A 22,759-nucleotide genomic window follows, 5' to 3' on the forward strand; every position below is an offset into this window, starting at 1 on the left:
AAATCATGGCGCAAAGCACTGAAATACTCCCTAACGGACTGCAATTATTACAGGACGACCGTTTTTTTAAGCTCGGACAGGACAGCGTGCTGCTCAGCGCGTTCGCCAAGCCGAGACGCAATGCCAAACTGCTCGACCTCGGCTGCGGCACAGGCGCTCTGGCGCTGCTCGTATGGCGGCCCGACCTCAAGATCACCGGACTGGAACTGCAGGACGGCCCGCTCGACCTGTTCCGGCAGTCCATCGCGGCAAACGAGCTGGAAAACGTAACCGCTCTGCAGGGCGATCTGCGGCAGATGCGTACGCTGCTGCCGCACGGCAGTATGGATTACGTCATCTGCAACCCGCCGTATTTCGACCGCAACGCGGGCGCGAATGCGCCGACCGCCGAAAAGCGCACCGCTCGCCAGGACGCCACCTGTTCGGTCGAGGAACTGGCGGTTGCGGCCTCGTTCGTGCTGCATACCGGCGGTAAAGCCGCGTTCGTATTCCGGCCGGAGCGGCTGTGGGTGCTGCTCGAAGCGCTCTCGCGCGTGCGGCTCGTGCCGAAAAGAATGCGGTTCGTACACCAGAGCGTGCAGGCCGCGCCGAGCGTTGTCATGGTCGAGTGCCGAAAAGGCGGCAGCGCGGAAGGACTTGTTGTTGAGCCGCCACTGATCGTTGAGAGTGATGAATATTTCCGTATTTACGGAATTGAGAATTAGCGCTATCCTTGCGTGAGTCCCGTCCGCGCTGCGCTGATACGCGCAATGCGCGATGATTTAGCCGCACCTTCATTTTCCATTCTCAATTATCCATTCTCTATTCTCCATTTAAGAAATTCCGGAGGGATTAAATTGTCTACATTATACTTAGTCGCAACGCCGATCGGCAACCTGAGTGATTTATCGCCGCGGGCACGCGAGGTGCTCAGCACGGTGGATTTCATCGCGGCAGAGGACACCCGCGTGACGCAAAAGCTGCTTAACGCCTGCGAATTGCCCAAAAAGCCGATGATCTCGTACTACGAACACAATCGCCGCGCACGCGGTGAAGCAGTTTTGGAGAAGCTGCTCGCCGGTGAGACCTGTGCGCTCGTAACCGATGCGGGCACACCTGCGGTTTCCGATCCGGGTGAGGATCTGGTCGCGCTGTGCGCCGAGCACGATGTACCCGTTATCCCGATTCCGGGCTGCTGCGCGGCGGTCTGCGCGCTGGCGGCATCCGGTCTGCCGACCGGACGCTGGTGCTTTGAAGGCTTCCTGTCGGTCAACAAAAAGGCCCGCAGAGAGCATTTGGACGCACTGCAGGGCGAAAAACGCACGATGATCTTCTACGAAGCACCGCACAAGCTGTGTGCAACGCTGCGTGACCTGCGCGACGCCTTCGGCGGCGACCGCCGACTGTCGCTCTCGCGCGAGCTGACCAAGCTGCATGAGCAGACGCTCCGCATGACGCTCGATGCGGCGGTTGCATACTTTGACGCCAATGCGCCGCGCGGCGAGTTCGTGCTCATCCTCGAGGGTGCGCCGGACGAACCGGAGACCGAGCAGGACGAGGCCGAGCGTCTTGCCTCTGCCGCTGAGGCAGTCCGCCGCCGCGTGGAACAGGGCCAGACCCAGAAGGACGCGGTCAAGGCAGTTTCCGCCGAAACCGGCGTAAAGAAAAACGCGCTGTACCGCTATGTGCTCGATCACGAAGAATAACGAAAAAACCGTTGCTTTTGCAACGGTTTTTTCGTTTTCTGCACCTATTTGAGATGTTTCGGACAGTCGCTACGGCAGCAATGTCCGCGTCCGGGACACTGCGCATGACGCTCGCACAGCGCAACATCGCCGCCCTCGATCACCAGTCGTTTGCCGTTTACAAGGCAATCTGCCAGCTTGCGGCGGGCATTGTTGTAGATCAGCTGCACCGTTGTGCGGGCCACCCCCATCTGCGCGGCAGCCTGCTCCTGCTGCAGATTCTCCAGATCCAGCAGACGGATGGCTTCATATTCATCGAGCGTCATTTGTACGCACTCTGTCGTACTTTCCTGCGGAGAAAACTCGCTGAACGGCGGCATACTGCAGATTCTGCGGCACTTTCTCGGTCTCGGCATGGATTATTCGTGACAGTGACCGCCGCAGCCGTGGCTGCCGCAGGAATGGCCTTCGCCGTGATTATGGTGCGTGCAGTGTACATTGGGATCAAACGCCAGCGTACCGTTCAGGAAAGCCTGCACCGCCTCATCTGCGTTGCCCTGCACGCCGCCGATCAGACGGATATTGGCCTCCGCAAGCGCTGCCTGTGCGCCGCCGCCAATGCCGCCGCAGATCAGCGTATCCACACCAAGCTGTGCCAGCAGGCCGGCCAGCGCACCGTGACCGCTGCCGTTCGTATCCACCACCTGTGTATGCAGCAGCTTGCCGCCGGATACCTCGTACAGCTTAAACTGCTCCGTGTGGCCAAAATGCTGGAAAACCTCTCCGTTTTCATAGGTAACTGCAATCTTCATAACCATTTCCTCCGAATCCATTTCTGACATATGTCAATAACGCTACTTATAGTCTATCACGTTTTCGGCATATGTCAATAATAAGTTTGGCATACCACTATCTCATTATATAGGAAGCAGATGCCAATATCCGGATAAAGCAAAAACCCTTCCGAAAATCGGAAGGGTTTTGGAGCTTGTGGCCGGACTCGAACCGGCGACCTGCGCATTACGAATGCGCTGCTCTACCAACTGAGCCACACAAGCACTTATGCGTCCTGCGACGAATCTCTGCCTCGTTCACAGTGTTTTCAGTATATCATGCTTTTGAAAGTTCGTCAATATTTTTTTGAAATTTTTCTTGACATTCTCCGTGTATCCGTTATAATGGTATAGTATCCTTGCTCACATCAAAGGATGTGGGCCAAAAGTCCAAAAGGAGGTGCTAAGAATATGGCAAAGATTTCTGGCAAGTACGAGACTATCTTCATCGTTAACCCCAAGCTGGAAGAGGCAGCGGCTACCGCTGTTGTGGACAAGTTCAAGTCTCTCGTTGAGGCGAACGGCACGAACGTAGAGGTCGAGGACTGGGGCAAGCGCCGTCTGGCGTACCCGATCGAGGATCAGACGGAGGGCGTTTACACGCTGGTTCGTTTTGAGTCCAAGCCCGATTTCCCGGCTGAGCTGGACCGTATCTACAAGATCACGGACGGCATCATGCGTTCCATCATCGTCTGCCTGGACGACTAAGGCGGTGAACACCAATGCTCAATAAGGCGATTCTGATGGGTCGTTTGACCCGCGATCCCGAATTGCGCCATACCCAGTCCAACATGGCTGTGTGCTCGTTCTCGCTTGCGATCGACCGTGGTCGCAAGGATCAGAACGGCGAACGCCAGACCGACTTCATCGACTGTGTCGCATGGGGCCGTCAGGCAGAGTTCGTTGCACAGTGGTTCACGAAGGGTTCTATGGCAATCGTAGTCGGCCGTATCCAGTCCCGCCGCTGGCAGGACCAGAACGGCAACAACCGCACTGCAATCGAAGTAAATTGCGACGAGGTTTCCTTCGGTGAAACGAAGAAATCCCGCGATGCCTACAATGCAGGCAATCAGGGCGGTTTTGGCGGCTATGACAACGGATCGCAGATGCGGCCCGAGCCTGCCGCGTCCCAGGTTGCTCCGGCTTTCGATCTTCCCGCAGGAGATTCGGATTTTCAGGAGCTTGCTGATGACGACGGCGATGTCCCATTCTAAACTGAAGGAGGTTACGTGATCATGGAAGAAACCAAGAAGGAATTTACTCCCCGTCCGGAGCGTGCAGAGCGCCCGCAGCGCGGCCGTCGCCGTCGCAAGGTATGCGCATTCTGCGTAGATAAGGTTGCACACGTTGACTATAAAGATGCCGGCAAGCTGAAGAAGTACATGTCCGAGCGCGGCAAGATCCTGCCCCGCCGCATGACCGGTACCTGCGCTGCTCATCAGCGTCAGCTGACCGAGGCTATCAAGCGTGCACGTCACATTGCTCTTCTGCCCTACACCGCAGAGTAAGCAATTCGTTTTTTATAATCAAGGATACGCAAAGCGTCGTTTTCGCAAGAAAGCGGCGCTTTTTTGCACTCTTGTTTCTCGTTTGCGGCAAACAAAAAGGACGCGTTATGCGTCCTTTTTTCGTTATTCCTGTGTTCAGTTCATCAGATCGAGCAGCTTATAGCAGCGTGTTTTGGTGTAGCTCTGCTTAAAGCTGTAGGATGCAAGCTGCTTTGCGGTGTCATCCTCGGTCTCCTTTGCGGCATTTTCCGCACCGGAATCCCGCTCCTGCACCCACTGCTTGTAGCTTGCCTCCTCGGAAGCGTACTGATCGGCGTTGAGCACAGTCGCAAGGTAGTCGTACATCTCACTCAGCAGGTTATCCCATTGCTCGAACGAGCTTGCGGTCATGGCCAGCTCATCCTCCTGATTCTCTGCCGACGAAATTTTCAGATCGTCACTTTCCAGCTCATCCATCTTTTTGCTGAACGCATCGCGCTGCTCGGCCTTTTTCTGGCTGCTCTCTTCCTGCTGCTTTTCCTGCTGCTGTGCATCGGAAAGCTGCTTCTGCAGCTCCTTGACCTGCTTTTTCTGGTCATCGGTCAGCGAATCATCATTTGCCAGAGAATCCAGCTTGCCGCTGGCGGCATCGTACTTTTTATCGTCCAGATAGCTCTGTGCCTCGTCCAGATCGGAGTTGAACTGATCGTCCGACTGGGCAGACTGCGCCTTATCGAGCAAATCCTCGATGGCCTTGTACATCGCGGAATCCGGGTCGGTGACACGGTTCTGCAGCTGCTTGAGCGCCGCAATGGCCTCGGTGTACTGGCCGTTGCCCACATAATCCTCGGCAGACTGATAGTCCTTGATCAGCTGAATGGTCGCATCCAGAGCCGCCGGATCCTTGGCTTCCGCCTGCGCCTTCTGGTAATACTCGAGCGCCTTGTCGAAGTCACCGCGATCCATATACTTTTCGGCCATGACGAGGTTTTCGTCGGTCTTGTGTGAATTTGTAAAATACCACACACCGCCGCCAATCAAAGCCGCCACGATGATGACCACCAGCGCAATAATCAGGCCGCGTTTTCCCTTGGACGGCTTTTTGTAAACGCGGTCCTTCGGATCGGCCTCACCGTTGTAGTAGGTCGTGCGGCGCTCGGGCGTGCCCGCAGCACGGCGGGTCGGCGGCGTGTCGATCGGATGCATGGCAGCCTGCGTGGGAATGCTCGGATTCGGAATATTGGGATTGGTGTCTGCCAGCGGATTGGCAGCCGTGTCGTCCACCGGAAGCTGCTGCTTTTCGGCCCGCATAGCCGCGTCAAACGCGCTGGTGTCAATCGGACCGGTCTCAACAGGGTCCTTCATATCATCCGGCAGGGTGGTAAATACAGCTGTTTCGTCATTGACACCGGTCTGCTCGACAGCTGCGCCGCAGAAGGGGCAGAATTTTCCGGCGATCGGCAGCTCCTTGCCGCAGTTTTTGCAAAGCATGGGTGATTTCCTCCTTTGAAAAAGGGTCGTTTTTATGCTTATTTTATAGTATAACATGCTGTATTCAGATTGTAAAGCGTGGATGGCCGTTCCCAGTATTGGGATTGCCGCTTGCGAAGCGAGGGAAGCTTGCCTGCCCTCTTGCCCTCTCGGCGTGGGTACGCCGTCCCCAGCGGACAGCGAAATGTTTCGGAACTGAAACCTTACTCATCTTGACAAGCTCTGGTCCGGAACGTAAAATATAGGTAATAAAGTAAGGCAGAATGTCCGCATTCTGCAACTGTCAAAAAGGGGATAGTATTTTGAAGTTGACAAAACGCATTTTCAGCGGTCTGCTGGCCGCCATGATGCTGTTCACCACTGCTTTTGCCGTAAATGATTCGGCGACAACCACGGCTGCAAACGCGCTGATGTTTGCACTCAAGCCGATCACCGGCAGCGCGTACGACAGCACTGCTCTCCAGACCGATCTGGCAGCAGCGCAGAAGACCATCTCACAGCGCATGCAGCTTGAGGGTCTGACCGGCGCGTCTGCCGCCGTTTCCGGCGATGTGATCACCGTTTCCATTCCGAAAACAGCTACCGGCAGCACTGCCGCTTACTGGGCCGCTCGTCTGGGCGACCGCCGTCTATGCAGTGTGACCGACTTTCTGAACGAGGAGTGGCAGTTCGACCGTGCAGATTTTGCCTCTGCCAAGGCAACCACCGAGAACGGCGCAGAAGCCGTTGAGATCGCCCTGACCGACTCCGGCAAGACCAAGCTGACCGAGGCCCACAACAAGGTAAAGGCATACCTCGCGGACAGCAAGAACGACGCTGACAAGGCGCAGTGGCTCACCTTCCACTGGGGCACCACCACCTTCCGCATGCTAGTGGACGACAGCTTCTCCGACAACAAGCTGGTAATTGGCGGTGATTCCGATCCGCTGCGTGCCGGTGCGTCCAAGTACATGCCGCAGTATCTGATGCTCGATCCGCTCCCGTTTGCAATGGAGCAGACCGCCGTTCCGACGACCACCGTTCCGACGACTCCGACCACTCCCACCGAACCCACGACTCCGACTGACCCGACCACACCTTCCGATCCGGCGACCACGGATTTCCCGGATATCGACGGTCACTGGGCTGCCGCTTCGCTGCGCAAGGGTGTTGAACTGGGTCTTCTGAAGGGCATCAACGGCAAAATTATGCCGAACAACTCGGTCAAGCGTTCCGAGGCTATCGTTATTCTCAACCGCGCGCTTGGCGCAACGCAGGCCGACAGTGTATCCGGTCTGGCTGCCAGCCAGCAGTCCGCATGGTACAGCGGGGATCTGGGCAAGGCCATCCACCTCGGTCTGATCACCGCAAACGACAACCGCAGCTTTGACACTGCAGCTACCCGTGCCGAGGCTTTCGTGCTGATGGCTCGTGCGTTTGCGTACGACCGCGCAGAGACCGCTGCCGATGAACTGAGCAGCTTCACCGATACCTCCTCCATGACCACCGAGCAGAAGCAGGCAGCTGCCGCTCTGATCAGCCAGGGCGTTGTAAACGGTACCTCTGCTGCCAAGCTGTCTCCGTCGAACAAGCTGACCCGTGCACAGTTCGTCACCATGATCGTGCGCATTGCAGCTGCCACCAACGCAGACAGCGCACCGACTGAGCTGGCCGGCGGCACCGTACTCACCAATCCGAGCATCGCTCTGACCGGCGCTGTCGCAGACGGCGACTGGATCTTTGCCGCTCCCACGAATGAAATTTCGCTCGATTCCGTCAGCAGCTCGCACCGCATCGTCCTCAAGGGCGAGGAGCGCGCTGTACTGAATGCCACCAAGCAGACCAGCATTTCCACGCTTGCTGTTGACCCGGCAGGCACGGCGGATGTTAAGATGGACAACACTTCGTCCGTAAACACGCTCGTTATCGCAGGCAAAGGCGGCTCCGTTGGCTACAGCGGCGCAGTCTCCAACATCGAGATCACCGCTTCCGGCCGCACGATCGTGCTCGAAGGCATGACCTCGGATGCCATCACCATTACCGGCAGCAACAACACCATCCTGCTCAAGGGCGACGCGGATACCGTTTCCGTACTGCGCGGCTCCGGCAACCGCATCACGCTGTCCGGCACGGTCGGCACGATGGTTCTGGCCGGCAAGAACACCACGGTTGACGGCACCGGCAAGATCGGCACCGTAGACACCCGCATGGTCGGCTGCACCGTAACCGCTAATACGGATCACACCATTGACAATATCGATCCCGGTCTGGATGGCGTTCAAATCACGATGACTGTTCCGGATAAGGTTAAGGCCGGCGGCTCGCTGACTGCCAAGGTCAGCTTCTCCGGCGTAAAGGAAGGCGTTACCTGCACTGCAATCTGGTATCAGGACGGCTCCGCGATCAAGGGCTGCACGAACAACAGCTTCGAGCTGACCAATGACAAGACCTCCAGCCACACCAGCACCTTCACCTTCACCAAGAATATGAAGACCAGCACGGCGATTGGCTTTAAGCTGCTCTACGACAACCCGTCCACCGGCGAAACTGAGCAGGTTTACGCCCAGAAGACCGTTCCGATCGAGAATTACTCTGCCGAGTGGTATGCACAGCGCGACGCTGCCGCTATCCTCAAGCAGGTATCCTCGGTTTACCGCGGCAACTACACCACGTCCTACGCCGCTAACAACGACTACTCCAAGACCACCAAGGAGGTCTGGATCAACGCCAAGGGCTACTCCAGCAACACCAATTATCTGGTCTGGATCAACCGCGCATACCAGCATGTAAACGTATTCACCGGCTCCAAGGGCAACTGGAAGCTGACCAAGAGCTTTATCGTCGGCACCGGCGCTGCCTCCACCCCGACTCCGGTCGGCGTAACCACTGTCAGCTACAAGCTGAAGGCAGGCTGGACCACCGGTACTTACACGGTTCGTCCGGTTGTAGGCTTCTACCCGGGCACCGGCTACGCGTTCCACTCCCGCCTGTGCTATCCCGGCACCGATACCGAATACGACTTCAGCAGCGGCTATCCGGTTTCGCACGGCTGTGTACGCATGAAGCACAACGACATCAACTGGATTTACGACAACGTACCGATTGGCTCGACTGTCGTAATCTACTAAACCGCAGCTGCAAACACCGATATTCTCCGTTTTTCCGGAGAGTATCGGTGTTTTTTTGCCGCAAAACAGTGTGTACATCATCAACATCCTGTCTTGCATCGCAACGATAAATTCTCACCATGATAATGTAATTCGTCATTTTATACGCATTTTTCGCAAATGTAATTGGTTATCGTTGTGACATTTTAATGTTGACGCCGACAACATCAGGGACTATAATAAACCCATCACAACAAACAACGAGGTGAGAAAATGGCCGATCAGTATCATCACGGAAATCTCAAAAGCAAGCTGTTGGAGGAAGCGGTCACGCTGATCTCGCAGGACGGCCTTGAAAATCTTTCTCTCCGGCGGCTGGCAACGCAGTGCGGCGTGAGTCACAACGCCATCTACCGCCACTTTGACAGCAAGGAGCGCCTGATCGACGCCTGCCGTGCCTACGTCATGCAGGAGCTGACGCGCACACTCGAGCTGACGCTCAGCGGTCTGGACGAAAGCCTGCCGCAGACCATGGAGCAGCTCGGCACCGCCTATCTGGATTTTTACATGCGCAACCCGACGTATTTCAGCGCGTATTTCCGCAATGCGTCCCAGAAGCTGACGTTCTCGCTTGAGCCGATCGAGGGCAACTACCCGCCGTTTTCCGTTTTCCGCCGTGTGGCTGTCGCTATCGCGGAAAAGCAAGGCATTCCGCAGGATGAGACACGATGGCGGCTTCTGCGCTACTGGACGATGCTCAACGGCATGTTCGCCATGTGGATTTCCTCCAACGTGGAACTGCCCGAAAACTGGAAAACCTGTCTGAAAAACGAATTTTAAGGAGCGTTTACGATATGAAACAGATCATTCTTACGGGCGACCGCCCGACCGGCAACCTGCATGTCGGCCACTACGTCGGCTCACTGGCCGAGCGCGTGAAGCTGCAGAATTCCGGAAAATATGACGAAATTTACATCATGATTGCGGATGCACAGGCGCTGACCGACAACGCCGAGCACCCGGAGCGCGTGCGCCAGAACATTATGAAGGTCGCGCTGGACTATCTTGCGGTCGGCATTGATCCGGAAAAGACGAATATCTTCATCCAGTCCATGGTGCCGCAGCTGACCGAGCTGACGTTCTACTACATGAATCTTGTCACCGTGTCCCGTGTACAGCGCAACCCTACCGTTAAGGCAGAGATTCAGATGCGCAACTTTGAAGCCAGCATTCCGGTCGGTTTTTTCTGCTATCCGATCAGTCAGGCGGCGGACATCACCGCATTCAACGCTACGGCTGTTCCGGTCGGCGAGGACCAGGAGCCGATGCTCGAGCAGTGCCGCGAAATCGTGCACAAGTTCAACACGATTTACGGTGAAACGCTGACGATGCCGCAGATTGTTCTTCCGTCCAACAACGCCTGCATGCGTCTGCCCGGCACGGACGGCAAGGCGAAGATGAGCAAGTCGCTCGGCAACTGCATCTACCTTGCGGATCCGGAGGAGGTCGTTCGTGAGAAGATCATGTCCATGTACACCGATCCGGACCATATCCGCGTGCAGGATCCCGGCAAGTTGGAGGGCAATACCGTGTTCACCTATCTGGATGCTTTCTGCCAGCCGGAGCACTTCGCAGAATTCCTGCCGGACTACCAGAATCTTGACGAGCTGAAAGCGCACTACCAGCGCGGCGGACTCGGCGATGTGAAGGTGAAGAAGTTCCTGAACAACGTCATGCAGTCTCTGCTGTCGCCCATGCGTGAGCGCCGTGCGCAGTGGGAGGGTCGCCTGCCTGAAGTCTACGAGATTCTCAAGAAGGGCAGCGAAATCGCCGCTGAGACTGCTCAGGGTACGCTCGATCGAGTCCGTCACGCGATGAAAATCGACTATTTCACCGATAACGGTCTGCTCAAGTAAAAATAGCAAAATAAAGGACGAACCACTTGGTTCGTCCTCTATTTTTACACTTTCGGGATTTGCTGGGTCACGCAGTGGATATTGCCGCCGCCAATCAGAATATCACGGGCAGCAATCGCAACCACCTTACGGGTCGGGAAAAGCTCCTGCAGGATGGCCTGCGCCTTTTCATCCATCGGGTCACCGAAGGCAGGCATGACAACAGCCTCGTTCGCAATGTAGAAGTTGACGTAGCTTGCCGCCAGACGCTCTCCCGGGGTGCGGGTCGGCTCGCCGTCGCACAGGTCAAGGCCGTCGCACTCCTCTGCGGTGATGGTCACCGGCTTGGGCAGCGGCAGCTTGTGCACCTTGATCCTGCGTCCCTTGGCATCGGTCGCGGCTTCCAATGCATCCAGACTCGCCTTGGAAAGCGCATACTGCGGGTCGGTCTCGTCGTCCGTCCACGCGAGCACAACCTCGCCCGGAGCCGTGAAAGCGCATACGTTGTCAACGTGTTCGTTGGTCTCGTCGTTGTAAATACCGCGCGGCAGCCAGATCACCTTGGAAACGCCCAGATAATCGCACAAAACCTGCTCAATTTGAGTCTTTGTGAGATCGGGATTGCGTCCCGCGCTCAGCAGGCAGGCTTCGGTGACGAGCGCGGTGCCCTCGCCGTCCGAGTGAATGGAGCCGCCCTCGCAAATGAAATCGCGTTTGTCATATACGTCATTGTTCAGCAGGTCGCAGAACTTGCGCGCCACACGGTTGTCCTTCTCCCACGAGGGATACAGGCCGTCCACATCGCCGCCCCACGCGTTAAACCCCCAGTCGATGCCGCGGCGCTCTCCCCTGTCGTTGATAACAAAGGTCGGGCCAACATCACGCGCCCACGCATCGTCAGTCTCCATCACGACCAGACGAACGCGGTCGGGCAGCTGTGCACGCGCGTTGTCATACTGCCCTTCCGAGCAGAGCACGGTCATGCTTTCGCTTTCGGAAATCGTCTCGATTACACGCAGAAAGGCTTTCCGGGCCGCATAGGCGCCGTACTGCCAGCTGTCGGCGCGTTCCGGCCAGATCATCAGGCAGCCCTCATGCGGTGCAAACTCCGCAGGCATATAAAACCCGTCCTGCGCGGGTGTAGTGTGCAAAATTTTCATGGTATCTCTCCCGTTCGGTGGTACATCAAGAGTACAACATTTTGATGGAATTTGCAATGGTCGTAGGCGGTTTGAAATGAAAAATTGAGAATGGAGAATGGAAAATGAACGTAATATTGAACGGTATGCGGGCGGTCGCCGACCGTCCCTGCGATTCCACGATTGCCGCCGTTTCTTAATGATAACGCCATTCTCACCTGATAAATACACCGATTTTCCCCTCACCTGCATTCTCCATTCTCCATTTTCCATTCTCAATTATTCAACTTTCCCTTTATCAACCCCGCAGAATATGGTACACTAAAAATGTATCAACCCATTTCCAAAGGAGAGGTGCATACCATGAATTACACTTACACCTATACATACACACCGCTTTTCACAATGATTCTGCCGATTCTGGCACTTTTACTGATTCTTGCGGGCGGCATCGCGCTGTACACGCTGTTTGTCCGCAAACCGAATCACTATCACGGTGCAGCGGCAAAGCTGCATGATTTTCTCAATTTCCGGCACGCGTACACCGAGGGTCTGCTGAAAATCCTGTACTGCATGACGGTCGCTGCGCTGGCTGTTTACAGCGTTATTCTGCTGTTTTTCCACTTTTTCTGGGCGATTCTGCTGTTTATCATCGGAAATATTGCTGCACGGCTCGGCTATGAATTTATTATGATGCTGTTCAGCATGCACCGCACCCTGCGCAGCATTGACCGCAAAATGCCCGAGCCGCAGCCGTTCGAGCAGCCGGCTCCCGAGCCGCAGAATACACCGGAAAATCCGCTCCCGCCCGATCAGCCGTAACACAGACCGCTGTTTCCGCTTGAAATTTGTTCAACGCAGATTGCAAAAACACGCAAGTCATGATAAAATAGATATACTATTACAGAATTTCGCGGCAGGACCAACCCATGTGCTGCCCTACAGAAAAGAGTATCTTAGAAAAGGAGGTCCGTGCATTGAAAATTCAGGAAAGCGCGGAAAACTACCTGGAAGCCATCCTGGTTCTGACGCAGAAAAATGGACAGGTGCGCTCGATCGACGTTGCGCACTACACCGGCTTTTCCAAGCCGAGCATCAGCCGTGCCGTTGGCCTGCTGCGCGATAACGGTTACGTTTCCATCGACCAGAACGGTCTGCTGGGGCTGACCGAATCCGGCATGCAGATCGCCACCAGCATTTACGAGCGCCACACCGTGCTCACCGCGTTCCTCACCGCTCTCGGCGTGGACGCTGAGACCGCCGCTGAGGATGCGTGCCGCATCGAGCATGTGCTGAGCGAGGAAACCTTCGACAAGCTCAAGCAGCATGCGAAGGCGTATATCGACGCACAGGGTAAATAAGACCTGTTGAAAATCCTGCCTGAAAAGGCAGGATTTTTTATATCAAATTTTATCGAACAAATTTTCGATAAAATCATTGCATTCAAATCGGCACCCTGTTATAATGGGTGTATCGAATCCGAATACACCGCCGCTCTGCGGCTTTCATATTTGTAACTTTTTCAGGAGGAAATGCTATCATGGCTACCAAAAAGCAGTTGGAACCAGTCGCTCCTGCGGCTGATAAGAAGAAAGCACTTGCCGCTGCGCTCGGTCAGATCGAAAAGCAGTTCGGCAAGGGCTCGGTCATGCGTCTGGGCGAAAACACCGGCATGAACATCGAACACATCCCGACCGGCTCGATCGGTCTGGATCTCGCGCTCGGCATCGGCGGTCTGCCGCGCGGCCGAATCATTGAGATCTACGGACCGGAATCCTCCGGTAAGACCACGGTTGCGCTGCACAGCGTTGCAGAGGCGCAGAAGCTGGGCGGCACGGCTGCGTTTATCGATGCCGAGCACGCGCTCGACCCGGTTTACGCCAAGGCACTCGGCGTTGACATTGACAGCCTGCTGGTCTCCCAGCCGGACACCGGTGAGCAGGGTCTGGACATTGCGGAAGCGCTTGTGCGCTCGGGCGCGATCGATATCGTCGTTATCGACTCGGTTGCCGCGCTGACGCCGCGCGCCGAAATCGAAGGCGAAATGGGCGATTCCTTTGTCGGTCTGCATGCCCGCATGATGAGTCAGGCGATGCGAAAGCTGGCCGGCTCGATCGCCAAGAGCCAGTGTGTAGCCATCTTTATCAACCAGCTGCGTGAAAAGGTCGGCGTCATTTACGGCAATCCGGAGGTCACCACCGGCGGCCGTGCGCTCAAGTTCTATGCGTCTGTCCGCATGGAGGTTCGCCGCGTGGAGCATCTGAAAAACGGCACCGAGCTGATCGGCAGCCACACCCGCGTAAAGGTTGTAAAAAACAAGGTCGCTCCCCCGTTCAAGCAGGCTGAGTTCGATATTATGTACGGCGAAGGCATTTCCCGCACGAGCGAGCTGGTCGATCTCGGCGTGGAATTCGGCATCCTCAACAAATCCGGCGCGTGGTTCTCCATGGGCGATACCCGTCTGGGTCAGGGCCGCGATGCTGCCAAGCAGTATTTCAAGGATCATCCGGACATCGCGGATGACGTACAGAAGCAGATCATGGAAAAGGTTGCCGAGGAGCGCAGCAAGCTGGCGCAGAGCCATGCGGCACGTCCTTCCGCCGCTGTGCCGACCGAGAAGGCCGAAAAGCCTGCGGATAAGGCACCGCGTCCGTCGTCCTCCAAGGCGGTCTCCATCGACGCGGACGATTTTGACGACCTCGACGAAGAATAATGAGCGAGGATAAATACCGCGCAGCCCTCGATATGGCGGCAAAACAGCTGTCTTACCGGGCGCTGAGTGCGAAAATGCTGCGCGACAAGCTGCTTGCCAAGGGGCACGATGAGGAAGCCGCCGATTACGCGCTTGCGTGGCTGACCGAACGCAGTATGCTCAATGACGAGCTTTTCGCGGAAAGCGTTGTGCGCGGCTACACGCGCAAGGGCTACGGCGCGGCACGCATCCGGCAGGAGCTGACCCGCCGCGGCATAGACCGCGACACCGCAGAAGCGGCTATGCAGACCTTCTCTCCGGATGAGGCGCAAATGCTGGCTCTGCTCGAAAAACGCCTGCGCGGTGACGTTTCCGATCGCAAAGAGGTCGAAAAAGCCGTTGCGGCACTCCAGCGTCGCGGTTTTGCGTGGAATGATATCAAGCGCGCACTCGAAACCTACGGCAATTCGCTGCCGGAGGAAGAATAATTTTTTATTCAAGGGTTTCTATCCTCAAGTGAATCTTTTCGCGCGATAGCGCGCATGAAATAGAATTTGCTGTGCAAATTCCAAAAAAGTCAGGGTGTGTACCTGACTTTTTTGACTTATAGAGGAAGAAAGTTTCTGCACAGGAACTTTCGGACGACTCTGGAGCGGCCCACGGTCCGTTCCTCTTGTCGGCAAAACGGTAGTTTTGCGACAGGGTCTTGCATGAATCCCGCGGTTGGAGTATCATAATAAGAGGAGAAAACTCTACCGGAAAGGAAGTATTTCCATGGAAACCAATAAAATTCCCGCCCGCGCAGATGTGCCCGCAAAGGACAAATGGGCGATTCAGGATCTGTTTGCGACCGACGATGACTGGCGTGCTGCGTTAGCGAAGGCCAAGGAGTTCATTCCGCGCATCACCGCATTCCGCGGCAGACTGGCCGAAAGCGGCGCTGTTCTGCTGTCTTTTTTCCGTCTGGATGATGAAATCAGCCTGGCATTCGACGCGCTCGTACACTACGCCCAGCGCCGCAGCGATGAGGACACCCGCGTCGCCGCCTATCAGGAGATGGTCAGCCAGGTGACGCGCTTCGCGGTCGAAATTCAGTCTGCCGCCGCGTTTGAGACCCCTGAGCTGCTCGCCATCAGCGATGAGGACATGAACCGTCTGTACGCCGAAGCACCCGAGCTGGAGCTGTACCGCCTGAATATCGACCGCATTCGCCGCCGCCGAGAGCATGTGCTGTCCGACAAGGAGGAGGCAATCCTCGCCGCTGCAGGCGAAATGGCCGCCAGCCCGGATGACATCTACTCGATGCTCAACGATGCCGACCTCAAATTCCCGGACGCAGTGGACAAGGACGGCAATAAGCACCCCGTCACGCACGGCACATTCATCCCGCTGATGCAGTCCTACGACCGCGTGCTCCGCAAGTCCGCGTTCGATTCGCTGTACTCGGTTTACGGCCAGTTCCGCAACACCTCGGCGGCAACGCTGTCCGCGCAGCTCAAGCAGCTGCTGTTCTTCGCGAATGTCCGCAAGTACCCCTCGACGCTGGATGCCGCCCTTGACGGCAATGAAGTGCCGACCGAGATTTACCGCAACCTGATCGACGCGGTGCACCGCTCGTTTGCGCCCATGTACCGCTATGTTACGCTGAGAAAGAAGCTGCTCGGCGTGGACGAACTGCACATGTACGACCTGTATGTGCCGGTCGTGGACGGCGTGGAAATGAAATTCACGTTCGAGGAGGCCAAGGAGATCGCACTGAAGGCGCTCGCGCCGCTCGGCGAGGACTACCTGAACCTGCTCCGCGAAGGCTTTGCAAACGGCTGGATCGACGTGTACGAGAACGAGGGCAAGCGCTCGGGCGCGTACTCGGCAGGTGCGCGCGTACACCCGTATGTGCTGCTCAACTTCAAGGGCACGCTTGACGATGTGTTCACGCTTGTGCATGAGATGGGCCACTCCATCCACTCGTACCTGTCCAACAAGACCCAGCCGACCGCGTATCAGGATTACGTTATCTTTGTTGCCGAGGTTGCATCCACCTGCAACGAGGCCCTGCTGATGGAGTACCTGCTGTCCGTCACGACCGATAAGAAGGAGCGCGCGTACCTCATCAACCACTTCCTCGAGCAGTTCCGCGGCACACTGTACCGTCAGACCATGTTCGCCGAGTTCGAGCTTGCTACCAACGAAATGACCCAGCGCGGCGAGGGCACGACCGCCGAAGCGCTCTGCGCGATGTACAAAAAGCTGAACGAGCAGTATTTCGGACCAGAAATGAACGTAGATGAGGAAATTTCGCTTGAATGGGCGCGTATTCCGCACTTCTACTACGATTACTACGTTTACCAGTACGCGACCGGCTACGCCGCTGCCATTGCACTTTCGCGCCGCATTCTGCGGGAGGGTGAACCGGCGGTGAAGGATTACCTCGGCTTCCTGTCCGGCGGCTGCTCCGCCGACCCGATCACGCTGCTGCGCGGCGCGGGCGTGGATATGGCAAGTCCGAAGCCGATTGAGGACGCAACAAAGCTGTTTGATGAAATGATCTCGGAGATGGAAAAGATTCTGAATTGAGAATTGCGGATGAAAAATGGAGAATGACGTTTCTTTTTGCATTTTTCATTGTCTGTAACACTCGATTAGAGTAAAGAAACGGGCTGTTGCACAAGGAAGAAAGCCAGTGCAGCAGCCCTTTTTCTATCTTTCTCGGCGTAAAAATGAGGAAAACAAGCGTCAAACGAGTAAAATGTCGAAAACTTAGTCAGCAAAAATAGACCCTTCCGACTTTTAGAAGTCTTTGGAAGAGTCTATTTTTTCGTTTTTCAGAAAATCAGAATTTCAGGTAGGCTTTTGGCTGGATGAGATGCTGCTTCTGTAAGCCGCGGTTGCATTTGGAAACGAAATGTGCAATGTTCTGAGAAAGCCCCAGAAAGAGCAGTTCTTCCAGAACCTTAATGTTTCCACCGGTCAGGAAGCGTTTGAAGCTGCGGTTGTGCTTGAGTTGTCCGAAAGCTCCTTCCGCCTGGATGGAACGGTTGCACCGAAGCAGCTTTCCCTCTTCGGAGGTAATATTCCGGTAAGACTGCTGGCGCATCTTCTGAAATTCCCAGCAGACGGAAATCTCTTTTCTTCTATTCTCATCTTTTGCCTTGCAGCAAACAGAACGGTAAGGACAATCAGAGCAGTCTTTACAGCGGTAAACAGAGATTTCTCGCTCTGTGTACCATCTTTGGTGTGAGAAGTATATTTTGAAACATAGTCCAGATGTCTGCCATTCTTGCAGATAAAGCAGTCATCCGGTTCGTAGTAGCCCATGTTTTCCATTCTGCCGATCTGAGCCTTAAAGGAACGCTTCTGACCGGATTCGTAATTGTTATACGCCTTTTATGTAGGCGCATACCAGCACCTTGAATAACACACGCTCGATCTGCGATTTTCGGATTCCCGAATAAGCGAAATACAATTTTGTATAGTCCAGTTCCTCAAGCTGGTCGCTTGCTTGACAGAGCGCATGATGTTTGTCGATTTAAATTTCTGTCTGCATTCGAAATTTTAACTGTTGACTTTTCTCCTCAATTTCGATATGCTGTTCTTGCTTTATCCGTTTCATTTAACGTTAAAGCAAAAGACCAGAGTTGTAAAGCCTTTTGGCTAAATAACTCTGGTCTTTTTGTTGGGCCTTGTGCAACAGCCCCTTAAAAGCAGGAATAGATGATTGCTATGAATGGATTTTACTGATACCGCGTCCAATCCGGCGCTTTCGTCAGCTTCGTCCACTTTTCGTTAACCTCGCCCTTACGGTCAAACTCGTGGCTGTTGGTCGCCTCCTGAACTGCGAGGTAATGCCAGTCGGTCGGATGATTGTCCGGCCAAACGGTCATGTCGTTCAGCAGGTCATCCTCACTCTGCGGCATACGGCAGAGCACGCGGTTGATCATCGTCATTGCCTCTGCGCGGGTGATGTAGTTGCCGGGGCGGAACGTTCCGTCAGAATAGCCTGCGATCCAGCCCAGTGTTGCGGCTCTCTCAATGTACTTTTCTGCCCAGTGACCGGAAATATCCGTGAAGTTACTGCCGGTGCTGATCTGTGTCTTATCGAAACGAGCGCAGATCGTTGCAAACTCGGCGCGGGTAATGGGAGCGTTCGGGTCGAAAGCTTCAGCATTGCGTCCCTTAACGACACCCAGTTTCGCCATCGTGGAAATCGCCTTGTTGTGCCACTGCCCATCCGTTACATCAGCAAATGTGTTTTCAGCGGTGAGGTTGCCATCACGCACTTCCTCCTTGAGCAGGCGGAAGAAAATCGTTGCAACTTCGGCGCGGCTGATGTTCGCGTTCGGACGGACGGTGCCATCGGAGTAACCGACTACATAGGCGTAGTGGTCATCGCCGTTCAGCATATCCGGCACCCCTGTTGCCGTCCAACCGGCGTAGACCGTCTTATTGCCCGTCATTTTCACCTTGGTGATCTTGTCGGTCAGCGCTTTGTCGGCGTACCAGCCGGTGAAGGTATAGCTCTCGCGGACAGGAGCCTTATCCAGCGTCACAGTCGTGCCGGAGGAATAGCTTTCGTCCTTATAGGAAGTACCGCCATTGCTCTCATAGTGCAGCGTCAGTTTCGTCGACGTACTGCCGCCGGAAGTATGACCGCCGCTGTGCGTCCGGCCAAAAGTATATGTATAGATCACAGAATCCACAATACCGTTCGGTTCGATATTCGGCGCAACGTCCCAACTGCCGGCTGCGTTTTCATAGCCTGCCGCCGGGATCATAATGGAGGGCACAGAGCTTGCGGGCAATGTGCCGCCGACGGAGCCGTCTGCCTGGGGATACAGCACAACGGTAACATTTCTGTCCTCGGCTGTTTTGCCGGACCAATAGCCGTTTACAATTTTAAACGTAACTGTGGCATTTTTTGCCCAGCGGGCATAAACGGTCTTTGCACCAGTAAATGTCTCGGTGTTGAAATCAATGATTTCCCCTGCATCCTTATAACACCAGCCGAGGAAGGTATATCCCTCTTTCACAGGCGGACGCAGCGCATCGATATGGTCGTTTGCATTTGCCAGTACCGGAACATATCGGCTCTTCGGCTGACCTTCGGAAAGCTTCCACTCTCCGCCGTTGGCGTCAAAGGTAACGATAGGCCACCATTGGGCAACAAAGTTCCAGTCACGCTTCACCGTCATCGTCTGAATCGCTCTGCTGGTGTAGAAAATATTAGAATTGGAATCTTTGTCCATCCATCCCTGGAAATAGTATCTGTCAGTGCTATTGGGAGCCGGCGCAGGAACTTCTTCTGGAAGTTCTGCAAGCGTAGAACCATAGGGAACGATATAGCTGACGGAATAGGAACCATTGTTGAAATATCCAAGGGCCGGTTGGCCATTATCTGCATCAAAAGTTACAGTGCAGTCCTCGTGGCGCCATTTGCCGTAGAGCGTCAGGTTTTTATCAGTCGTATTGCCAAACGAATATGTGGTGTCGGAAATCGGCTTATCGTTTTCAGTGATTTTCGATGTAGTGTACCAACCGTCAAAGTGCCACTTGTCGTCAGAAGATTCCTTAGGCTGCTGAATATCAAATTCAGGCTTCGCTCCGCTGCTGGTGTCTTCTTTAGACTGCTGCTCAGGCAATTTTACGTCCTCCGGTACCTCTGTACCCGGCACCCACCGATAAGTGATGGTATACGTATCCTTTTTCGGGAAGGTGTAGGTGTACTGATAGGTTCCGTTCTCTGTGATGGCATCCACATTGGTATCCGGCGCAGAATCCCCCCAAGTACCGGGTTTCTTATATTCATTCGAAGGCTGCATATCACCGCGATCGACATAAGGAATCAGATCCGTGGTGAGGGTGCCTTTGCCGTTCCGCAGAGGAACCTGAACGGTAACGGTATCGGAGTTTTCATCGTCCACACTGGCGGCTGGTTGTTTGTACCAGGTGCTGTCTGTGTTCCAACTGCCGTTTACAACGGTAAAAGTAACCTCTTTTGTGCCGAGCTTTATCCAACGCCCATAAAGGTCTGTATTTGCACTCAGATTTTCGCCATTGCTGTCATAGCGCTTGGTGCAGGCGGAGTTCTTATACCAGCCGTCAAATTCATAGCCAGCCAAAGTGGGGGTTTCGGCCCGATAGAAACATCCGCCGGCGTCACCCAAGGAAAGGGAAACCGGGGACGGCTCGTCCAAGTCCTTCGGGATCACAGAGCCGATCCAATGGAAATTCACATCAATGGACGGCAGCCAACGGCCGTAAAGCTGCAAATCGCTGCCGAATGCGGCGTATATGGTATTCTGATAGGAAACATATTTCTGGCCTTTATAGTTCCATGTCTTCTTCCCGTCTTCCTCCTTATCCACGTCGTCGTTCCAGAGACGGTACCAACCGTCAAATTTCAGCTTTACATTCTTTGTGCTGACCTCCTGCTGTCTCGGGTTTGCAGGGCTGATGGTCGTATTGCGCGCCGCATGTTCGTGGATGGGAGGGTCAAATGGCGGTTTCCAGTCGCCTACCCACTTATAATCCACACATACGGGGTCGGTAATGGTGATCACAGCCTTTTCTCCGTAAGCACTGCCCCCCTCCTTTGCGGGCGGGATGGGCACAAGGTTCAGGGTGGTTTGAATGCTGTCCCCGTTTCCGATCTTAGAAATGCTGAGATTGGCATGTCTTACAGGTGCCGACATATCAAACTGGGGAGTTTTGTCCTTATACCCCGTAAACCGGTAGTAATCGACAGAGGCGATCTCGTTGATCGAGCTGCTGGAAAGAATGTGGTGCTTCGCTTTTATCTGCGCCCAGTCATGGGAGGTATCTTTACTGCCTGCTTCCTGAAAAGAGGTCACATCGATGAACAGTTTTTCCGCATTGGGATTCACGTTGGCATCGATCTGAATCAGCAGCTCGCTCAGCGCTTCATCAATGTCGTGCGCTTGGCTCAGCCCTTTGAAATAGGCAGCGCCATCGGTTGTATTGGTGTTGCCGCAGATAGAAGCCATCGTCGCATTGAAGTTGTTCCGCTGTTCTGCCTCTGTGAGCCCATTTTTCAGGTTCAGTTTGTTGAAGTCGCCAAAGCCAAAAATCGTTGCGCCATAGTCTTTCTTCAATTTTTCTGCCGCTGCAATCGCCGCGTCGGGGCGGAGCGTCTGATATCCGCCGACCTCGTTCTGATAGGGCAGGGAACTGGCGGCGATGAAGACGATCAGATTCCGGTCCTTGTCGGACGCTTTATGAGCCTTTGCGATCTGTGCCAGACTTTCTGTCAGCTGCAGCCCGGCGTCCATACGGGAGGCCTGTGCGTGCCAGGACACCATCTTATCTGCGTCGATGACATTCTTGGCGTCGGAAATGCGCATAAACACATCGTCATAGGCCTCATTCGCAAGATAGCCATTCGGCATCTGAGGCAGCGTTTTGTCGTTGCTCCCTTCCACCTTGCTCCACTCGGTCCATCCCTTTGCGGAGTGGAACACCGGGGCGTTATCTTTACAGGTATAATAGCCTGTATTCAAACTCAGGTTCTCGGAAGGATCCAGCTTTTTTCCCGGATATTGATTTGGGACATAGGTATCCGAATTGCCGGCATTATTGATGCGTCCATAACCCGAAATCGCCACCCGGTGTTCGCCGCCTGTTGTGGGCGCCGGGATGGCATCCAGCATCTTCTCCATGGTGTTAAGAATATCCGCACGTTCCTGTCCATATAATGTGGTGTTGCTCTGGGTGTTCATAAAGGTGGACTGCTCGATCAAGAAGATGATGTCGCAGGGCTTGACCGTGCGGGTTTTGTTGGCGGAGTCGGTCAGATATGCTTCGATCTGTGCGGTGATCTGTCCGGTTTCCGCCCCATCGTCACCCATCTCATGCTTTATGGTTGAAAGGATATGCGGCGCTGCCTGCTCCGTTCCGTCCTCTGCCGCAGCCGCAGATACAGGCATCAGCGTCAATATCATAGCGACCAATAAAACGATAGATAACGCACGCTTTCTGATTCGATACATGTTTCATCTCTCTGTTTCTGTGTGACAGTACTTGAAAGCTGAACACATTATAGCGCGCTTTATCGCATTTATCAACCGGTTTTTTGTATCTGTATGTTTTTTAGAGAAGATATTCCGGAGATAGGCATGGATCATATATCCCCAAGATTTTCTGTTTGGGTCAAAATGACGATGAAAAAGCTAATAGTGGAGAAAGCATATTATTTGCGCGGATATCAATCTAAATTTTATTTTCATTATACCCACTGCACAAACGAAAAGCAACAAATCCTGCTCTCATTTTATCCCCGTTGGGGTACAGTTGGGGCTGGAGTGCCTATCCGCGCATCTTCAAATCCTCTGAAAATACAAAAAAACCGCTGATTTCTCACGAAATCAGCGGTTAAACATGGTTGCGGGGACAGGACTTGAACCTGCGGCCTCCGGGTTATGAGCCCGACGAGCTACCAACTGCTCTACCCCGCGATAT

General features: G+C 54.7%; 19 protein-coding genes and 2 tRNA genes. 13 read left to right on the forward strand and 8 right to left on the reverse strand.

Annotated elements, in window-relative coordinates:
* Window positions 1-5 precede the first annotated feature (5 nt).
* A complete protein-coding gene (locus ACWVX6_RS02015) occupies window positions 6-704 on the forward strand; it encodes a tRNA1(Val) (adenine(37)-N6)-methyltransferase (protein ID WP_455152213.1) in 699 nt (232 codons plus the stop codon).
* A gap of 132 nt (window positions 705-836) precedes the next feature.
* Window positions 837-1,685, forward strand: coding sequence for a 16S rRNA (cytidine(1402)-2'-O)-methyltransferase (gene rsmI, locus ACWVX6_RS02020; RefSeq protein WP_243036849.1), 849 nt, complete (start codon window positions 837-839; stop codon window positions 1,683-1,685).
* A gap of 44 nt (window positions 1,686-1,729) precedes the next feature.
* On the opposite strand, the gene ACWVX6_RS02025 is transcribed toward rsmI, so the two are convergent.
* From ACWVX6_RS02025 to ACWVX6_RS02035, 3 genes are all read right to left on the reverse strand, one after another.
* Window positions 1,730-2,080: a DUF134 domain-containing protein gene (locus tag ACWVX6_RS02025; protein WP_455152214.1), complete on the reverse strand. Its 351-nt coding sequence runs from the start codon at window positions 2,078-2,080 to the stop codon at window positions 1,730-1,732.
* A 3-nt stretch (window positions 2,081-2,083) separates the two neighbouring features.
* The gene (locus ACWVX6_RS02030) at window positions 2,084-2,476 is read right to left on the reverse strand and encodes a NifB/NifX family molybdenum-iron cluster-binding protein (protein WP_455152215.1); all 393 of its coding nucleotides are present in this window, start codon (window positions 2,474-2,476) and stop codon (window positions 2,084-2,086) included.
* Window positions 2,477-2,646: 170 nt separating this feature from the next.
* Window positions 2,647-2,722, reverse strand: a tRNA-Thr gene (locus tag ACWVX6_RS02035).
* 186 nt (window positions 2,723-2,908) lie between these two features.
* On the opposite strand from ACWVX6_RS02035, the gene rpsF reads away from it, so the two are divergent.
* The 3 genes from rpsF to rpsR are packed head-to-tail and all read left to right on the forward strand — an operon-like array spanning window position 2,909 to window position 4,005.
* A complete protein-coding gene (gene rpsF, locus ACWVX6_RS02040; protein WP_110435639.1) occupies window positions 2,909-3,205 on the forward strand; it encodes a 30S ribosomal protein S6 in 297 nt (98 codons plus the stop codon).
* A 14-nt stretch (window positions 3,206-3,219) separates the two neighbouring features.
* Window positions 3,220-3,711: a single-stranded DNA-binding protein gene (locus tag ACWVX6_RS02045; RefSeq protein WP_110435640.1), complete on the forward strand. Its 492-nt coding sequence runs from the start codon at window positions 3,220-3,222 to the stop codon at window positions 3,709-3,711.
* Window positions 3,712-3,732: 21 nt separating this feature from the next.
* Window positions 3,733-4,005: a 30S ribosomal protein S18 gene (gene rpsR, locus ACWVX6_RS02050; protein ID WP_110435641.1), complete on the forward strand. Its 273-nt coding sequence runs from the start codon at window positions 3,733-3,735 to the stop codon at window positions 4,003-4,005.
* Window positions 4,006-4,140: 135 nt separating this feature from the next.
* Here rpsR and ACWVX6_RS02055 read toward each other — a convergent pair whose 3' ends face one another.
* Window positions 4,141-5,475 carry a lysozyme inhibitor LprI family protein gene (locus ACWVX6_RS02055; RefSeq protein ID WP_455152216.1) on the reverse strand — a complete coding sequence of 445 codons (1,335 nt, stop codon included), beginning with the start codon at window positions 5,473-5,475 and terminating at the stop codon, window positions 4,141-4,143.
* 302 nt (window positions 5,476-5,777) lie between these two features.
* Between ACWVX6_RS02055 and ACWVX6_RS02060 the strand changes: the two genes are divergently transcribed.
* The 3 genes from ACWVX6_RS02060 to trpS all read left to right on the forward strand — a co-directional run bounded on the left by ACWVX6_RS02060 (window position 5,778) and on the right by trpS (window position 10,477).
* Window positions 5,778-8,582, forward strand: coding sequence for a L,D-transpeptidase family protein (locus ACWVX6_RS02060; protein ID WP_455152217.1), 2,805 nt, complete (start codon window positions 5,778-5,780; stop codon window positions 8,580-8,582).
* A 252-nt stretch (window positions 8,583-8,834) separates the two neighbouring features.
* A complete protein-coding gene (locus ACWVX6_RS02065) occupies window positions 8,835-9,401 on the forward strand; it encodes a TetR/AcrR family transcriptional regulator (RefSeq protein ID WP_110435644.1) in 567 nt (188 codons plus the stop codon).
* Between the two features lie 14 nt (window positions 9,402-9,415).
* Entirely contained in the window at window positions 9,416-10,477 is a 1,062-nt protein-coding gene (gene trpS / locus ACWVX6_RS02070) for a tryptophan--tRNA ligase (protein ID WP_118761450.1), read from the forward strand.
* Between the two features lie 44 nt (window positions 10,478-10,521).
* Here the strand turns inward: trpS and aguA are convergent, their stop codons facing one another.
* Window positions 10,522-11,616 (reverse strand): agmatine deiminase, encoded by a 1,095-nt coding sequence (gene aguA / locus ACWVX6_RS02075; protein WP_118761449.1) that lies wholly within the window; start codon window positions 11,614-11,616, stop codon window positions 10,522-10,524.
* 342 nt (window positions 11,617-11,958) lie between these two features.
* Here aguA and ACWVX6_RS02080 point away from each other — a divergent pair, with 342 nt between their 5' ends.
* The 5 genes from ACWVX6_RS02080 to pepF all read left to right on the forward strand — a co-directional run bounded on the left by ACWVX6_RS02080 (window position 11,959) and on the right by pepF (window position 16,861).
* Window positions 11,959-12,417 (forward strand): DUF4282 domain-containing protein, encoded by a 459-nt coding sequence (locus ACWVX6_RS02080; RefSeq protein WP_118761448.1) that lies wholly within the window; start codon window positions 11,959-11,961, stop codon window positions 12,415-12,417.
* A 155-nt stretch (window positions 12,418-12,572) separates the two neighbouring features.
* Entirely contained in the window at window positions 12,573-12,956 is a 384-nt protein-coding gene (locus ACWVX6_RS02085; RefSeq protein ID WP_110435666.1) for a metal-dependent transcriptional regulator, read from the forward strand.
* Window positions 12,957-13,135: 179 nt separating this feature from the next.
* The gene (recA, locus tag ACWVX6_RS02090; protein WP_110435667.1) at window positions 13,136-14,308 is read left to right on the forward strand and encodes a recombinase RecA; all 1,173 of its coding nucleotides are present in this window, start codon (window positions 13,136-13,138) and stop codon (window positions 14,306-14,308) included.
* Entirely contained in the window at window positions 14,308-14,775 is a 468-nt protein-coding gene (locus ACWVX6_RS02095; RefSeq protein ID WP_455152218.1) for a regulatory protein RecX, read from the forward strand. Before recA ends, ACWVX6_RS02095 begins: the two co-directional genes overlap by 1 nt.
* A gap of 286 nt (window positions 14,776-15,061) precedes the next feature.
* The gene (gene pepF, locus ACWVX6_RS02100; RefSeq protein WP_455152219.1) at window positions 15,062-16,861 is read left to right on the forward strand and encodes an oligoendopeptidase F; all 1,800 of its coding nucleotides are present in this window, start codon (window positions 15,062-15,064) and stop codon (window positions 16,859-16,861) included.
* 256 nt (window positions 16,862-17,117) lie between these two features.
* Here pepF and ACWVX6_RS02105 read toward each other — a convergent pair whose 3' ends face one another.
* From ACWVX6_RS02105 to ACWVX6_RS02115, 3 genes are all read right to left on the reverse strand, one after another.
* The gene (locus tag ACWVX6_RS02105) at window positions 17,118-17,579 is read right to left on the reverse strand and encodes a transposase (RefSeq protein ID WP_118761444.1); all 462 of its coding nucleotides are present in this window, start codon (window positions 17,577-17,579) and stop codon (window positions 17,118-17,120) included.
* Window positions 17,580-18,018: 439 nt separating this feature from the next.
* A complete protein-coding gene (locus ACWVX6_RS02110; protein ID WP_118761443.1) occupies window positions 18,019-22,290 on the reverse strand; it encodes an S-layer homology domain-containing protein in 4,272 nt (1,423 codons plus the stop codon).
* A gap of 389 nt (window positions 22,291-22,679) precedes the next feature.
* Window positions 22,680-22,755 (reverse strand) — tRNA-Met (locus tag ACWVX6_RS02115).
* Window positions 22,756-22,759 lie beyond the last annotated feature (4 nt).

Source organism: Butyricicoccus sp., assembly GCF_977037065.1.

Excerpts from the sequence above, each read along its gene's own strand:
- ACWVX6_RS02015 (WP_455152213.1), top strand. The coding sequence starts at position 6 with ATGGCGCAAAGCACTGAAATACTCCCTAACGGACTGCAATTATTACAG.
- ACWVX6_RS02025 (WP_455152214.1), bottom strand. The coding sequence starts at position 2,080 with ATGCCGAGACCGAGAAAGTGCCGCAGAATCTGCAGTATGCCGCCGTTC.
- ACWVX6_RS02030 (WP_455152215.1), bottom strand. The coding sequence starts at position 2,476 with ATGAAGATTGCAGTTACCTATGAAAACGGAGAGGTTTTCCAGCATTTT.
- rpsF (WP_110435639.1), top strand. The coding sequence starts at position 2,909 with ATGGCAAAGATTTCTGGCAAGTACGAGACTATCTTCATCGTTAACCCC.
- ACWVX6_RS02045 (WP_110435640.1), top strand. The coding sequence starts at position 3,220 with ATGCTCAATAAGGCGATTCTGATGGGTCGTTTGACCCGCGATCCCGAA.
- rpsR (WP_110435641.1), top strand. The coding sequence starts at position 3,733 with ATGGAAGAAACCAAGAAGGAATTTACTCCCCGTCCGGAGCGTGCAGAG.
- ACWVX6_RS02055 (WP_455152216.1), bottom strand. The coding sequence starts at position 5,475 with ATGCTTTGCAAAAACTGCGGCAAGGAGCTGCCGATCGCCGGAAAATTC.
- ACWVX6_RS02065 (WP_110435644.1), top strand. The coding sequence starts at position 8,835 with ATGGCCGATCAGTATCATCACGGAAATCTCAAAAGCAAGCTGTTGGAG.
- trpS (WP_118761450.1), top strand. The coding sequence starts at position 9,416 with ATGAAACAGATCATTCTTACGGGCGACCGCCCGACCGGCAACCTGCAT.
- aguA (WP_118761449.1), bottom strand. The coding sequence starts at position 11,616 with ATGAAAATTTTGCACACTACACCCGCGCAGGACGGGTTTTATATGCCT.
- ACWVX6_RS02080 (WP_118761448.1), top strand. The coding sequence starts at position 11,959 with ATGAATTACACTTACACCTATACATACACACCGCTTTTCACAATGATT.
- recA (WP_110435667.1), top strand. The coding sequence starts at position 13,136 with ATGGCTACCAAAAAGCAGTTGGAACCAGTCGCTCCTGCGGCTGATAAG.
- ACWVX6_RS02095 (WP_455152218.1), top strand. The coding sequence starts at position 14,308 with ATGAGCGAGGATAAATACCGCGCAGCCCTCGATATGGCGGCAAAACAG.
- pepF (WP_455152219.1), top strand. The coding sequence starts at position 15,062 with ATGGAAACCAATAAAATTCCCGCCCGCGCAGATGTGCCCGCAAAGGAC.
- ACWVX6_RS02110 (WP_118761443.1), bottom strand. The coding sequence starts at position 22,290 with ATGTATCGAATCAGAAAGCGTGCGTTATCTATCGTTTTATTGGTCGCT.